The sequence below is a fragment of the Cohnella thailandensis genome (assembly GCF_014212135.1).
Classification (GTDB): Bacteria; Bacillota; Bacilli; order Paenibacillales; family Paenibacillaceae; genus Cohnella; species Cohnella thailandensis.
In genome coordinates, this window is sequence record NZ_JACJVQ010000002.1 from 362,833 (window position 1) to 375,980 (window position 13,148).

13 protein-coding genes and 15 tRNA genes are annotated in these 13,148 nt (G+C 56.7%); 2 read left to right on the plus strand and 26 right to left on the minus strand.

Features of this window, described 5'->3' with window-relative positions; all coding sequences use genetic code 11:
• Window positions 1-138 precede the first annotated feature (138 nt).
• From H7B67_RS02190 to nirB, 10 genes are all read right to left on the minus strand, one after another.
• On the minus strand, window positions 139-792 hold the full coding sequence (locus H7B67_RS02190; protein ID WP_185118150.1) for a response regulator: 654 nt from the start codon (window positions 790-792) through the stop codon (window positions 139-141).
• Complete coding sequence (locus H7B67_RS02195) at window positions 752-1,819, minus strand: sensor histidine kinase (protein WP_185118151.1); 1,068 nt, start codon at window positions 1,817-1,819, stop codon at window positions 752-754. The genes H7B67_RS02190 and H7B67_RS02195 overlap by 41 nt, the downstream gene beginning before the upstream one ends.
• A gap of 14 nt (window positions 1,820-1,833) precedes the next feature.
• Window positions 1,834-2,484 (minus strand): cell wall-active antibiotics response protein LiaF, encoded by a 651-nt coding sequence (gene liaF / locus H7B67_RS02200; protein ID WP_185118152.1) that lies wholly within the window; start codon window positions 2,482-2,484, stop codon window positions 1,834-1,836.
• 143 nt (window positions 2,485-2,627) lie between these two features.
• Window positions 2,628-3,332, minus strand: a complete 705-nt coding sequence (locus tag H7B67_RS02205; RefSeq protein ID WP_185118153.1) for a PspA/IM30 family protein — start codon at window positions 3,330-3,332, stop codon at window positions 2,628-2,630.
• Window positions 3,333-3,337: 5 nt separating this feature from the next.
• Window positions 3,338-3,913: a PspC domain-containing protein gene (locus tag H7B67_RS02210; RefSeq protein WP_185118154.1), complete on the minus strand. Its 576-nt coding sequence runs from the start codon at window positions 3,911-3,913 to the stop codon at window positions 3,338-3,340.
• Window positions 3,914-3,916: 3 nt separating this feature from the next.
• Complete coding sequence (locus H7B67_RS02215; RefSeq protein ID WP_185118155.1) at window positions 3,917-4,594, minus strand: PspA/IM30 family protein; 678 nt, start codon at window positions 4,592-4,594, stop codon at window positions 3,917-3,919.
• A gap of 49 nt (window positions 4,595-4,643) precedes the next feature.
• Window positions 4,644-4,940, minus strand: coding sequence for a LiaF transmembrane domain-containing protein (locus H7B67_RS02220; protein WP_185118156.1), 297 nt, complete (start codon window positions 4,938-4,940; stop codon window positions 4,644-4,646).
• Window positions 4,941-5,337: 397 nt separating this feature from the next.
• Window positions 5,338-6,120: a uroporphyrinogen-III C-methyltransferase gene (gene cobA, locus H7B67_RS02225; RefSeq protein ID WP_185118157.1), complete on the minus strand. Its 783-nt coding sequence runs from the start codon at window positions 6,118-6,120 to the stop codon at window positions 5,338-5,340.
• Between the two features lie 16 nt (window positions 6,121-6,136).
• Entirely contained in the window at window positions 6,137-6,448 is a 312-nt protein-coding gene (gene nirD, locus H7B67_RS02230; protein ID WP_185118158.1) for a nitrite reductase small subunit NirD, read from the minus strand.
• 13 nt (window positions 6,449-6,461) lie between these two features.
• Window positions 6,462-8,894, minus strand: coding sequence for a nitrite reductase large subunit NirB (gene nirB, locus H7B67_RS02235; RefSeq protein ID WP_185118159.1), 2,433 nt, complete (start codon window positions 8,892-8,894; stop codon window positions 6,462-6,464).
• Between the two features lie 325 nt (window positions 8,895-9,219).
• On the opposite strand from nirB, the gene H7B67_RS02240 reads away from it, so the two are divergent.
• Both H7B67_RS02240 and H7B67_RS02245 read left to right on the plus strand, forming a co-directional pair.
• A complete protein-coding gene (locus H7B67_RS02240; RefSeq protein ID WP_185118160.1) occupies window positions 9,220-9,840 on the plus strand; it encodes an ANTAR domain-containing response regulator in 621 nt (206 codons plus the stop codon).
• On the plus strand, window positions 9,837-10,871 hold the full coding sequence (locus tag H7B67_RS02245) for an anthranilate phosphoribosyltransferase (protein WP_185118161.1): 1,035 nt from the start codon (window positions 9,837-9,839) through the stop codon (window positions 10,869-10,871). The genes H7B67_RS02240 and H7B67_RS02245 overlap by 4 nt, the downstream gene beginning before the upstream one ends.
• Window position 10,872: 1 nt before the next feature.
• Here the strand turns inward: H7B67_RS02245 and H7B67_RS02250 are convergent, their stop codons facing one another.
• The 16 genes from H7B67_RS02250 to H7B67_RS02325 form a co-directional block, all read right to left on the minus strand.
• Window positions 10,873-11,328 (minus strand): MEKHLA domain-containing protein, encoded by a 456-nt coding sequence (locus tag H7B67_RS02250; protein WP_185118162.1) that lies wholly within the window; start codon window positions 11,326-11,328, stop codon window positions 10,873-10,875.
• Window positions 11,329-11,427: 99 nt separating this feature from the next.
• Window positions 11,428-11,513: transfer RNA gene (locus H7B67_RS02255), tRNA-Leu, on the minus strand.
• Window positions 11,514-11,524: 11 nt separating this feature from the next.
• A tRNA-Arg gene (locus H7B67_RS02260) sits at window positions 11,525-11,601 on the minus strand.
• A gap of 14 nt (window positions 11,602-11,615) precedes the next feature.
• A tRNA-Cys gene (locus H7B67_RS02265) sits at window positions 11,616-11,689 on the minus strand.
• 10 nt (window positions 11,690-11,699) lie between these two features.
• Window positions 11,700-11,774, minus strand: a tRNA-Gly gene (locus tag H7B67_RS02270).
• Between the two features lie 5 nt (window positions 11,775-11,779).
• Window positions 11,780-11,854, minus strand: a tRNA-Gln gene (locus H7B67_RS02275).
• An 18-nt stretch (window positions 11,855-11,872) separates the two neighbouring features.
• Window positions 11,873-11,948, minus strand: a tRNA-His gene (locus H7B67_RS02280).
• 15 nt (window positions 11,949-11,963) lie between these two features.
• Window positions 11,964-12,037, minus strand: a tRNA-Trp gene (locus tag H7B67_RS02285).
• A gap of 14 nt (window positions 12,038-12,051) precedes the next feature.
• Window positions 12,052-12,135, minus strand: a tRNA-Tyr gene (locus H7B67_RS02290).
• A 16-nt stretch (window positions 12,136-12,151) separates the two neighbouring features.
• Window positions 12,152-12,227: transfer RNA gene (locus tag H7B67_RS02295), tRNA-Thr, on the minus strand.
• 23 nt (window positions 12,228-12,250) lie between these two features.
• Window positions 12,251-12,326, minus strand: a tRNA-Phe gene (locus H7B67_RS02300).
• A gap of 15 nt (window positions 12,327-12,341) precedes the next feature.
• A tRNA-Asp gene (locus tag H7B67_RS02305) sits at window positions 12,342-12,418 on the minus strand.
• A 36-nt stretch (window positions 12,419-12,454) separates the two neighbouring features.
• Window positions 12,455-12,531 (minus strand) — tRNA-Met (locus tag H7B67_RS02310).
• Between the two features lie 117 nt (window positions 12,532-12,648).
• A tRNA-Glu gene (locus H7B67_RS02315) sits at window positions 12,649-12,723 on the minus strand.
• Between the two features lie 4 nt (window positions 12,724-12,727).
• Window positions 12,728-12,820: transfer RNA gene (locus H7B67_RS02320), tRNA-Ser, on the minus strand.
• Window positions 12,821-12,823: 3 nt separating this feature from the next.
• Window positions 12,824-12,899: transfer RNA gene (locus H7B67_RS02325), tRNA-Asn, on the minus strand.
• Between the last annotated feature and the right edge of the window lie 249 nt (window positions 12,900-13,148).

Consider the following 13,148-nt stretch of genomic DNA (forward strand, 5'->3'; position numbering starts at 1 on the left):
GCAGGCTCGCGTCGGGAGTCTCCGGTAAAGTAGAAAATACGGCGGTCACACGATTATGCGAAAATAAAAAAACAGCGACCGCCAGGCTCTTATCTATCGCCCGGAACTGTCGCCGTTATCGCTTGACTCAGGATGAACTTACTCCGCCAGCCCGTGCCGATGAGCGTAGATCGCGGCTTGCGTCCGATCCTCGACTCCCAGCTTGCCGAACAGGTTGGTCATGTGGTACTTGACCGTCTTGATTCCGATGAACAGCTCGTCGGCGATGTCCTGGTTGGACTTGCCCTCGGCCAGAAGCTGCAGAACCTCCATCTCCCGCTCCGTAAGCTCCTCGTGCGGGAGCGAGCTTTCCTGCGCCGGCTTGCGGAACCGGTTCATCATCTTCGACGCGACCTGGGATTCGAGCACCGATTGGCCGCGGGCGGCCGCGCGGATCGCATCGGCGATCTCGGAAGCTCGCGAGGTCTTGAGCAGGTAGCTGAACGCTCCCGCTTCGATAACCGGATACATTTTCTCGTCGTCCAGAAAACTCGTCAGCACGATGACCCGGCACTCCGGCTGCTGCTCCAGAAGTCTTCTCGTCGTCTCGATTCCGTCCATTCCGTCCATGACCAGGTCCATCAAGACGACGTCGGGCTCGTAGTCCTTCGCCAAGCGCAAGCCCTCTTGACCGTTGCCCGCTTCCCCGACAACCTCGATGCCCTCTTCCGTTCCGAGAACGGCGGCGAGCCCAATTCTCACCATCTCGTGATCATCCACCAACAAGACCCGGATCGGTTGCTGCTCCGCCATCTTCCCACCCTCTCTCTTCCGCCATGATCGGCACTCTGATCTCGATTCTCGTTCCTTTGCCCGGCGCGCTGGCCACGTTCAGCGAACCGCCCAGCTCGGTCACTCTCTCTTCCATGGTGACTAAACCATAGGAAGTCTGCTTCTTGGTATGTACGTCGAAGCCGACGCCGTTGTCGCGAATCGCGAGCCGAACGGTCTCGCCGCGCCTCTGGAGCGCAATGTCCATCTTCGTCGCCTTCGAGTGCCTAAGCGTATTGGACAGCGCCTCCTGAACCATCCGGAACAGATGATTCTCCACACCCTTATTCAGCGGCAGATCCTCATCCATATCGAGAGTAATGTCCATGGCGACCTTCGCCCTCATCTCCTCGATGAGCTCTGGAACGGCTTGCGACAGACGCTTGCCCTCCAGGTGCACGGGCCTTAAGTGAAGCAAGAGGGCTCTCATCTCCGATTGGGCGACGGCTGCCATCTCCTCGATCAGCTCGACCTGCCGTTTGGCCCGGTCGAAGTCGTGATCGAGCGTGCGTCCGACGGCCGTCGCGGTCATCGAGATGGCGAACAGCTGCTGGCTGACCGCGTCATGAAGCTCTCTGGCCAGCCGCTGCCGTTCTTCGACGACCGCGCTCATTCGGGCTTTGGCCGCCAATTCCGTATTGTTCGTGGACAAGCGCTGCAGGGAAGCCACCTGCTCCTCCCACTTGCGGCCGATTCTCGAGAACTGCTCCGCCAAGCTTCCGATCTCGTCCTTGCCCATGTCCGGCAGAGTCGGAATCGGTCGCCCTTTCTCCATCATCAGCATCGCATCCTTCAGAACTTCGACGCGATTCCTGAGCGGATACGTTCGATAGAGGCCGAAGGCAATTCCCGCAAGCAGGAGCACCCCGATAGCGGATAAACCGAAGATCACAATGGAAGACCAGGATTCGAAGTCGGCGGCGAGTCCTTGGGCTTGAAGCAAATAAACGATCACGATGCCGACGCCAAGGGAGAACAAGACGGATTCGCCAATATGACGCCATACCATTTTCAATTCCCCCTTTAGATCGGACGTATTCTTATATTCCCTACGAGATAAATCAATTGGAGTTTCAGTTGCTGTTCCTTGAGCTCATAATCCGGTGAGCGCCACAGCACCCGTTGGAAGCCTCCGCTCTGCTGGCGCTGGTTCCAGCCGATCTGTCCGAGCATCACCGATGCCTCCAATTGAATGCCGTAATCCTCCGGGACGATCAGATCGATGTCCCCGATCAACCCCTGAAGCACGATCGAGGTCTCCTTCTCCTCCGGAATCGCCATGGTCATATCCAACCGAACATCGCCGAACGCATGCCAGTAGCTGATCGAGGGGAGCACCCAAGATTCGCGATCCCTCCTAAGCTTGAGGAAGAACCGCGGACGCCCTTCCGTTCTTCCCGGCGACGAGGGCCGGGCTTTTAAGTAATACAGCCCAAGCGAGATCAGGACGATGACGAGGACCAGGCCGATCTGATTCGCGATCAGCACAAGGGCGCTGATGGCGACGACCACGATCGCCAGCCGGCTTCGATCCTCCCGGAAGCGCAGAATCCCGATATAAAGAAGAATGATGGCATTTACCGTCGCGTACCCCGCTATCGCTCCGAGCGCGAGATACAGGCCGGCGGCGATGAACAGCAAAGCATGACTGGACATATTCGACAATTTACCCATCGCGGTCTGCACCTCCTTGGCGAAAATACCCGCTCGTTGCGCGGAGAAAGCCATAACGGAATCGTCCGCTATGGCCTTTGACGCATCTTTGTTAGCATACCATATCTTCACATCGGCTGGAATGCGCTTCTGGCGAAACTTCCTTATTCGGCAGAAGTCGGGTTGGAAGCCGGTGCCGCCTGCGGCTGGAGTCGATTCTTAAGCGCCGCGAGCTCTTGCTCGACGCGATAGTTCTTCTCCGGATCGACGCTTGGCGTCGCCGAGCGGAACGGCGAGCCAGGCAGGCGAATGACGTCGGCTTCCGCTTCCAATTGAAGGATCTTCTCTTCCATGCGTTGGAAGCCGCGGGACGCGTTGCCGCTCTCGATCGTGTGGAGCGTGCTGACTTGCGCCATTTGCTTGCGCGCTTTGGCCATTTGGGCGCGGGCCGACAACTCGTTGCGCTTGTTGCGCAGCTTGTAGTACTCGTCCTTCATCTCATGAAGCTGAACGGTCAGCTCGCTCACTTGAGCGCTGGCTTGCTCGTGATGGCCGAGCAGGTCGGTCGCTTGCTGATTGTAGTAAAGCTTCTCTTCCAGGAGTTTGCGGGCCAGTGCTTCGTTGCCTTCCTGCAGCGCTCTCTCCGCGCCTGCTTCGCGCTCGATTCCGATGCGGACGGCCTCATCCAGGCGTTGCTTCAGTCTGCGCTCCGAAGCCATTTGCTTCGCTACCGTCACTTCCGCGTCGCGGATCTCCGTCTCCATATCGCGCAGGTATTGGTTCAGCATGACGATCGGATCTTCCAGCTTGTCAAGCAGCTCGTGAATCGATGCCTTCGTCATATCCTTTACTCGTTGAAATACTCCCATTGTCGTTATTCCCCTTTCGTATCCTTCGATTGTTGTTGTTCGAATTTGGTGAGGCGAGCCTTCAGTTCTTCGAGTTCTTGCCTAAGCGCCTTCTTCTCGATATCTTCCATCATGGCATCCAATTCCGAGCCGGCCGGGTTAGCGGCCGCCCCCGTCGCCTTGGGCTCCGAGAAGCCTGTCGGCTGCGAGGCTCCGGTCGGCGACGGCCCCTGCCAAGGCGTGCCCGGCGTCCAGCCGCGCTGCGCTCCGCTCGGAGGCGGCGTCTGGGCATTCTGGCCGGGAGGAGTCCAAGCGTTGTAGCCGCCGCCGGACCAATTGCTTCCGGACCAGTTGCCTCCCCAGCCGCCGTGGCCGGCGGAATGTCCGAATGGATCGGCTCCCATGCCGCCGCCGTAAGTCGGCTCCTTCGGAATGATGAATCCTGCCAGGATATACACCAGGATGATGGAACCTCCCGAGAAGACCGCGACGACGATGGTGAGAATACGCAGCAGCGTCGCGTCCAGCCTGAAGTACTCCGCCAATCCTCCGCATATCCCGAAAATTTTGCTATCGCGGGACGATCGGTACAATTTGCGCATGTCTTACCCTCCTTGATCCTGCTGCAGCTTCCGCTTCAATTGCTGGAGCTCCCGTTCGATGACTTCCTGGACGGCCGTACCGGCCGTATACAACATCTCCGTGCCCATCCGGCGGAGATCGCGGAGGCTTTTCGACTCGAGCTCCATGTCCGTGATCTGGTCGTCCAGACGCCGGAACATCGTTCTCGTGTTGCCTTGGTAGCCGCTTTCCCCGAGCCTCGCCGTAAGCCGTTGCTGCAGCCTAAGCGACTCCATTCTCGCTACGTAGAATTGCCTGCGGTCGTAAACGGCGCGGTATTCGTCCCGAAGCTCCTGAAGAAGTTCGGCCAGCTCGTTAAGCTCCGCTTGGCTTTGTTCGTACAAGCCGCGATAGCGCTCCGCCTTCTCCTCGTGGATGACCTTATCCTGCAGGGCGAGCTTGGCGGCCGTCTCTTCTCCGGCTTTGAGCGCCGTAAGGGCTTGCTGCTCGCGTTTTTCTTTCCACTGCTCGGCTTCTTTCCACTGCTTATACAGATGCTCCGTGTGTACCGCGTATTGCCTGTGCAGCTGCTCGCTCTTGCCGATCTCTTGATGAGTCGACCAGAGGAATTGATCGATCAGCTTGACCGGATCCTCCGATTTCTCCAGGCGATCGTTCAACGTAGCCGCCGATATGTCTCTCACTCGTTTAATGACGCTCATTCTTGTCTATCCTCCTCGATATCGAGCTCCGATTTAAGTCGAACCGCTTTTAATTTCTGCGTCTCAGCATCGACACGCCGTAGACGATGATGGCGATAGCCGCGATCCAGAAGATGACCGTGGACAGCCGACCGAGCAGCATCAAAGCGCCGATGAATCCGAGCACGCCGCCGACGACCTTGTTCCCCCTTCTCCAGGCCATAACCCCCAGCGCGATAACCAGTACCGGAATCAGGAGAGAGAGGATGACGCTGAACAGGCTTCCCAGTAGGCTACCCAGCTTGCCGAACAACAGCAGCACGCCGATGACGATAAGAACAACCGCTAATCCATTGCCTTTTTTCAAAAGTTCCTCACCTCTTTTCCGACGGTCGCCTTTTGCTTGCTTTTCTTTGGCGCCGTTCCCTTGACCTCATGTATTCATTGTAATCGGAGCGCCCGCCTTCCAAAACAGACCCGCGCACGTTTTTGACCCTGGACCGAAGTCGGGGCCGGGCACCGCCTAAAGCCCTTAAGCCGCATCGATTCAAGGCTGGCGGCGTCTCGACGCCCGCGAATAACCAAGAGGATATGGGGGAAAATAGACCCTCGGAGCTGACGCAAAGCGCGGCGGATCGGAAGAGGGCTTCGGACGGAGGCGGAAGTTCGGCGGGCAGGTGCGCTTAGGACGGCGGCAAGGCGATCTTCTGCAACGATAAAGAGCCAAGTCGCGAGGACTTGGCTCCATTGTCTATTTTCTAATCCTATCCGATTCTCTCCACGGCCTCCGCTTGAAGCTGAAGCAGTCGTTCCCTCACCTTAACTGCTTCTCCGATCACGATCAGCGCCGGGTTGCTCAGCTTCATCGCCTCGGCGAGCTTATGGATGTTGGACAGCGATCCGGTGACGACGCGTTGATGAGCCGTCGTTCCTTTCTCGATCAGCGCGACCGGGGTTTCCGCGGGCTTCCCGTGGAGAAGCAGCGTCGAACGGATCGCGTCCAATTCGCTGACTCCCATATAGATGACAAGGGTCTCGACGGATTGGGCCAGCAGGTCCCAGCGCGGCGGCACCTCGTTATCGTGGCACCGATTGCCGGTGACGAAGGCGACCGAGGCGCTTTGGCCCCGATGCGTCAGAGGAATTTGCGCGGCGGCGGCCGCTCCGATAGCCGAAGTGATTCCCGGGACGATCTCGTAAGGAATCCCTCTCTCCGCCAAAGCGATGGCCTCTTCCCCGCCCCGGCCGAAGATGAACGGGTCTCCGCCCTTCAGGCGGACAACCTTATAGCCTTCATTAGCGAACAGAATAAGCTTCTCGATGATTTGCCCTTGCGGCATGGAATGCCGTCCCGGCGCCTTGCCGACGTAGAGCAGCTTGGCATCCGGCCGAGCATGCCCGAGCAACTGTTCGTTCACGAGCCTGTCGTATAGAATGATATCCGCCTGTTGAATCCGTTTAAGCGCCTTGAGCGTGATCAGTTCCGGATCGCCCGGTCCCGCTCCGACGATCGACACTTCGCCCGGCGTTCTCGCGCAATCGGACATGGGAACCCCACCTCATCTATATCGTGATGTAAATCGCTCCGTTGGCTTGATCGACTTCGGTCTTGTAGGTTTCCACGCAGCCGTCATCCGGCTCGTATACCTTGCCGCTCTTCAGATCGATCTTCCAATCGTGAAGAGGGCAGTGCACGGCCGTGCCGCACACCATGCCTTCCGCAAGCTTGCCTCCTTTGTGGGGGCAACGATTCTCGACGGCTTTGATCTCGCCGTCGCTTAAACGGAACACGGCAATCTCCAGGTCTTGATACCGGAAGGTTCTGGCGCCCTTCTTGTCGATATCCTCGATATGTCCGATAAGCACTTTGGCCATGTTCGTTCTCCTCCTAGCTTTGGACCGCTGCAGCCGGCTCTAACGTCTCGAAATTTTTGCGAAGCTCTTTGTTCTCGATGATTTCCTGCCACGGGTCCCGGATCTGATCGATCGCCGTCCGAATTCGTCCGTACAGCGCCTTGCGCTCCTCGGCGTTATCCAGAACCTTCTTGATATAGTCCACCCCGACTCTCTCCACCCAAACCGAGGTACGCTCGTTCCAAGTCGCCTGCTCTCTGTATAATTGAAGGAAAGCTCCGCCCCACTCGACTACCTCGTCATCCGTCTTCACGACGGTCAGAAGATCCGTTCCCCGCAAGTGAATGCCGCCGTTGCCTCCGATATGCAGCTCCCAGCCTCCGTCGATAGCGACGATGCCGAAGTCCTTGATCGTCGCCTCCGCACAGTTGCGTGGGCAACCGGACACCGCCAGCTTCACCTTGGCTGGCGCGTTCAAGCGTTCGAATTCCTTCTCCAGCCGGATGCCCATGCCGATGGCGTCTTGCGTGCCGAAGCGGCAGAACGTATTGCCGACGCAGGTTTTGACCGTCCGCAGCATCTTGCCGTACGCATGGCCGGAAGGCATGTCGAGCTCCTCCCACATCTTCGGCAGATCTTCCTTCTTAACGCCAAGCAAGTCAAGCCGCTGGCCGCCCGTGAACTTCACGAGAGGCACCTCGAACTTCTCGGCGACCTCCGCGATCTTCTTCAGCTCCGAAGGAGAGGTAACTCCGCCGTAGATCCGGGGAACGACGGAGAACGTTCCGTCCTTCTGAATGTTGGCGTGATACCTTTCGTTCGTGAAGCGCGATTCCTTCTCGTCCTTGTATTCGGTCGGCCAGAGCATGCCCAGGTAGTAATTGAGCGAAGGCCGGCACTTGGAGCAGCCTTCCGGGTTGCTCCATTCGAGCACGTTCATGACTTCCTTGATCGTCTTGAGGCCCATCCGCTTGATCTCGGCGACGATCTCGTCGCGATTCAGCGTCGTGCAGCCGCAGATTCCTTCCTTGACCTGCGCGACCGCGTCTCCGGCGTAGATCTTCAGCAACCCTTCGACCTCCGGCTTGCAGCCTCCGCAAGAAGCGGATGCCTTCGTGCACGCCTTGATCGCGCCGACGCTGTTGCAGCCCTTGTTCAGGATCGCGTCGGCGATCGTTCCCTTGGAGACGCCGTTGCAGCCGCAGATAATCTCGTCGTCCGCCAGCTCCGCGAGGTGATCTTCCTTGCCGGAGGCAGCACCTCCGACGGCGAACCCGAGAAGCAGCTCCTTCTCTCTCCCCTTCACGCTTTCGCCTTTGCGGATGAGGGATAACAAGGATGCCCCGTCGCCGATATCGCCGAACAACACCGCCCCGACCAGCTTGTCGTCCCTCAAGACGATTTTCTTATACACGCCGTCTACTTCATCTTGATATTTCATGGAACGGGTTCCCGGCGGTTCGTCGTATTGCCCCGCGGAGAAAACGTCCACGCCCGATACCTTCAGCTTCGTGGAAGTGATCGATCCGGTATAGCCCTCGGTTTCCGCCCCGGCCAACCGCTTCGCCAGCACGGCGCCTTGCTCGTACAGAGGCGCCACGAGCCCGTATGCGATGCCCCGATGCTCCGTACACTCCCCGACCGCGTAAATATCCGGATGGCTGGTCTCCATGAAGTCGTTCACGATAATGCCGCGGTTTACGTTAAGGCCGGCCGCCTTCGCTACCTGCACGTTCGGCTTGATGCCGACGGCCATGACGATCAGATCCGTCTCGATCTCGGTTCCGTCCGTGAAGCTGAGGCTCTTCACTCTCTTCTTGCCATGGATTCGCTCGGAATGCTTCTGCAGCAGGAACTTCATGCCTTGGCCTTCCAGCTCCTCCTTCAGCATCTTCGATGCCGTCGCGTCCAACTGCCGGTTCATCAGGTGTGCATTGCTGTGAACGACGGTAACGTCCATCCCCAGATTAAGAAGCCCTCTCGCCGCCTCCAGCCCGAGAAGTCCGCCGCCGATCACGACGGCCTTGTTGTATTTCTTCGACGTCTCCTGCATGATCTGGCAATCCTTGATGTCGCGGAAGCCGATAACCCCTTCCTTGTCCGCCCCCGGCAGAGGGAGCATGAACGCGCTCGAACCGGTCGCGATAAGGAGAGTATCGTACTCGGCTTCAATCCCCAGATGGGAGATAACCTTTCGGCTAGCCGTGTCGATCGAGGTGACCGTATGGCCCGCGTAAAGCGTAATGCCGTTATCGCGGTACCAGTCCCAGTCGTTGATGACGATATCGGACAGCTCGGTTCCTCCCGCGAGCACGGAGGAGAGCATGATTCGGTTATAGTTGGGATGCGGTTCGCTCCCGAAGATCGTAATGTCGTATGCGCCGGGAGCAAGCTTTAGAATATGCTCGATGACGCGGACCCCCGCCATTCCGTTCCCGATCATAACAAGTTTTTTTGTCGCTGCCATAGACCGTATCCCCTTTCGTTCGCTAGCCTTAAGAAATCAAAAAGCCTGCCTCGCCCATGGAGAAGACAAGTTACTCGTCTTCCATGGAACGAAAGCAGGCCTCATTGCCGCTTCAAATCAGATACACCGTTGTATCCGTGAACTGAATATATGATTAATGAAACTATACCTTGCCCGAACTATCTTGTCAATATATATGACATGAATGCCTAATGAAAATTTTCATCTCGACAGTATTGTTGTGATATGTTATAAAATTTAACGTCAGGGTACTTATTGTTAGGATAGCTCCATAACCGAACTTGAAATGGAGAGGAGAGAACCTATGCGTTCTTTGTTGGTTATTCACAACCAATCGAAAGCGACAGAACGGCAATCCGCTGCCGCTTCAAAGACGCTTCTCCCCGAATATGTGCTTCGTTCTGCCGGCTATACGATTACGAAGGCGCATTCCGAGGAACTGGCGAACAAGCTGATCGTGGATGCGGACGCCTGCATTCTGGATGTGCCGATTCCGCAAATCAAAAGCTGGGGAACGTCATTATTGAAGCAAAAAATCGTACCTCTGCTTTGGTGGTGCAGCGACTCCACCGCTACTTTATCGGTGGAAGCCTGCGACGACAACGTGATGGTGGACGGCGTTCTAAGCGCGTCCATGAATCCTCTCGAGATCCATTGGACCCTGCACTTCAGCTCGAAGCAATGCTTCGAGAGGCAGCAGTGGAATATGGAGAGAAAGGAATTATTGTCCCGAATCGAAGAACGCAAGTGGATCGACATGGCCAAAGGGATTCTGTGCGACCTTAAGGGCATCACCGAATCCGAAGCTTACGATATGCTTCGCAAACAAGCGATGAACGAAAGAAAACGAATGGTCGACGTCGCGACGTCGATTGTGAAGGTCTACCAACTGATACAGGAGCAAAAAGGAGGGGCGAAACGATGATCAACCTGCTTAAAGAGGTCGCCCGCGGCAAACGAGGGGCTCGAGACTTAACCTATGACGAAGCGCTCGAAGCGGCCGATTCCATCCTTACCCTGAAGGCGACTCCCGCTCAGATCGGAGCTTTCTTTATCGCCGAGCGGATCAAGATGGAGAGCGTGGAGGAGCTTGAGGCGTTCGTCCAGATCGTCCGCAAATACGCGGAGCGGTCCCCGATTCAAGAAGGGCTCGATTGCGCGGGACCCTACGATGGACGCAAATCCTCCTTCTATGCGACTTTCCCCGCAGCGTTCCTGCTTGCGGCAGCGGGAGTTCCGGTCACCTTGCATGGCGCCGCATCCTTGCCTCCTAAATGGGGCATAGGGCTGCACGACGTGATTCGGGCTACCGGAATCAACCCGGACGAGTTGAACGCCGAGAAAGCGGCCCTGGCGGCGCGAGAAGCCGGCGTCGTCTATATCCCGACGGAGCAATGGTGCCCTCCGCTCGGGAAGCTGCGCCAGATACGGGAAGAGCTCGGCATGAGAACCATCCTGAATTCGGCCGAGAAGCTGATCGACTTCACCCACTCCCCTTATCTTGCCTTCGGGGTTTATCACAATACGGTATTCGATCGCTTATCCCGTCTGATCATCAAGCTCGGCTATCGCAAAGCGCTCATCGTGCAGGGCGCCGAAGGCTCCGAGGATCTGTTCATCGACCGTCCGACGCGCGCCTACGTCGTGGAGAACGGCGAGTTCCATCTTCGGATCTACGATCCCGAGACGCTTGGCTTGGACACTCCGGTTCCGGAGAAGGAATGGACTCCCGCGGAGCAAGTCGCCGTTGCGGAAGCGGTGCTGCGGGGGGAAGCGGACATGGCCTTCGCCAATCAGGTGCTGCTGAACGCGGCAGCCCGCCTGGAGCTCGCAGAGCAAGTCGGCTCCCTGGAGGAAGGCTTGTACACCTGCAAGGCGCTGATCGACAACGGAGCCGCCCTGGCCGTTTACAACAGCTGGATGGATGCCCTGCTGGGGGCGCCGCGGCCCGCTTGATTCAGCTTTTCAGTTCCGTCCACGAAGGGAAGGATGCGGCTTGTCCGATCATCCTTCCTTTTTCGTCCTCGACATTCCAGATGGCGGCGTTCTCGATTTGAAAACGTCGTCCCGTGCGGGATACCCGAACTCCCGTATAGCTCTTCGAATATCCCTTCGCCTTTACCTCGCCCAGCAGCTTCTTCCTTTCTTCCCGTTCCATCGGCTCCGCGGTCAGTCGCGAAGGCATGCGAACGAAATCATCCCACGCCATCTCCCACAGGGCTAGCGCCGTCTCGTTTCCATAGTTCAAGATCGGATCCGTTTCCGTTCCGTGGGACAGCAGCACTCGGCCGGTTCGGTTCAACTGTTCGGCAAGGCTCTCGCCGACTATAAGCTCCAAGAGCTCTTCCCCCGTCCATTTCCGGTAGCTGTTCAGCACTCTTGCGAGATGCAGCTCGATTAGTTCCTCATTCATTCCGCTCGCTCCGCTCCTGGGCTAATTCATCCCGATTATACCAAAAAGGCTCCCAAGCGAGGATAACTTCCTCGACTTGAGAGCCGTTCGTCGTTTAAGTGGTGCTGGTGAAGGGACTTGAACCCCCACTCCGTCGCCGGAAGCGGATTTTGAGTCCGCCGCGTCTGCCATTCCGCCACACCAGCAAAAAAGTAATTGGCGCGCCCTAAGAGATTCGAACTCCTGGCCTTTAGATTCGTAGTCTAACGCTCTATCCAGCTGAGCTAAGGGCGCATATTTAATTAAGATGGAGGCGCCACCCAGACTCGAACTGGGGGTAAAGCTTTTGCAGAGCTCTGCCTTACCACTTGGCTATGGCGCCAAAAATCAGATGGAGCGGAAAACGGGATTCGAACCCGCGACCTTCTCGTTGGCAACGAGATGCTCTACCACTGAGCTATTTCCGCATAAATGGCTGGGGATCAAGGATTCGAACCTTGGAATGACGGAGTCAAAGTCCGTTGCCTTACCGCTTGGCTAATCCCCAATATTCATTTGTAGTACATGGGGCGATCGATGGGACTTGAACCCACGAATGCCGGAGCCACAATCCGGTGCGTTAACCCCTTCGCCACGACCGCCATGTTCTATTCAGTTGGCAGGGGCAGCAGGAATTGAACCCACACTAACGGTTTTGGAGACCGCTGTTCTACCTTTAAACTATGCCCCTAAGTAAGGTAAAAGTGGTGGAGGGTGATGGATTCGAACCACCGAACCGTGAGGAAGAGATTTACAGTCTCCCGCGTTTGGCCACTTCGCTAACCCTCCACAGTGGGGTAAAACATGGTGCCGGCGAGAGGACTTGAACCCCCAACCTACTGATTACAAGTCAGTTGCTCTACCAATTGAGCTACACCGGCATGGTGTTGATGTTGCGTTATGATGGTGGCTCGGGACGGAATCGAACCGCCGACACGAGGATTTTCAGTCCTCTGCTCTACCAACTGAGCTACCGAGCCGAGGTTTTAATTAAATGGCGGAGCCGACGGGATTCGAACCCGCGGTCTCCTGCGTGACAGGCAGGCATGTTAGGCCTCTACACCACGGCTCCGCGCGTGCCTCGGAAGTAGTTCCGAAGGAAGAAATTTGGTTGCGGGGGCAGGATTTGAACCTGCGGCCTTCGGGTTATGAGCCCGACGAGCTACCGGGCTGCTCCACCCCGCGTCGTTTAAAAGCGTTTTCCTAAGTGCGACGTTTGCTATCGTACCACATCTTCGCACCGTTTGGCAACCTCTTTTTCATCTTTTTTTTGAAGATTCTTCGAGGTTACTTCAAGGAAAATGGTGACCCGTAGGGGAATCGAACCCCTGTTACCTCCGTGAAAGGGAGGTGTCTTAACCGCTTGACCAACGGGCCGCACTGGCGGAGAGAGAGGGATTCGAACCCTCGAGACGCTTGTGACGCCTACACGATTTCCAATCGTGCTCCTTCGACCAAACTCGGACATCTCTCCAAATGGCTCCCCGAACAGGACTCGAACCTGTGACAACTCGATTAACAGTCGAGTGCTCTACCAACTGAGCTATCAGGGAATGTGATGCTATTTTGCGAATTGCTAGATTCGCTTTTTTTCAGCAACGAATGATATCTTATCATCTTTCGAAGCTTTTGTAAAGCTTTTTTTGCTTTTTTCAAGGCGTTTTTTGCGCCTTGATAACCGGATACGAAACGAATTAGCGTTCATTAGAATCTCACTTGCCGTGCTGGCTGATTAGGATAAGCCCTCGACCGATTAGTACTCGTCAGCTACACACATTGCTGTGCTTACACCTCGAGCCTAT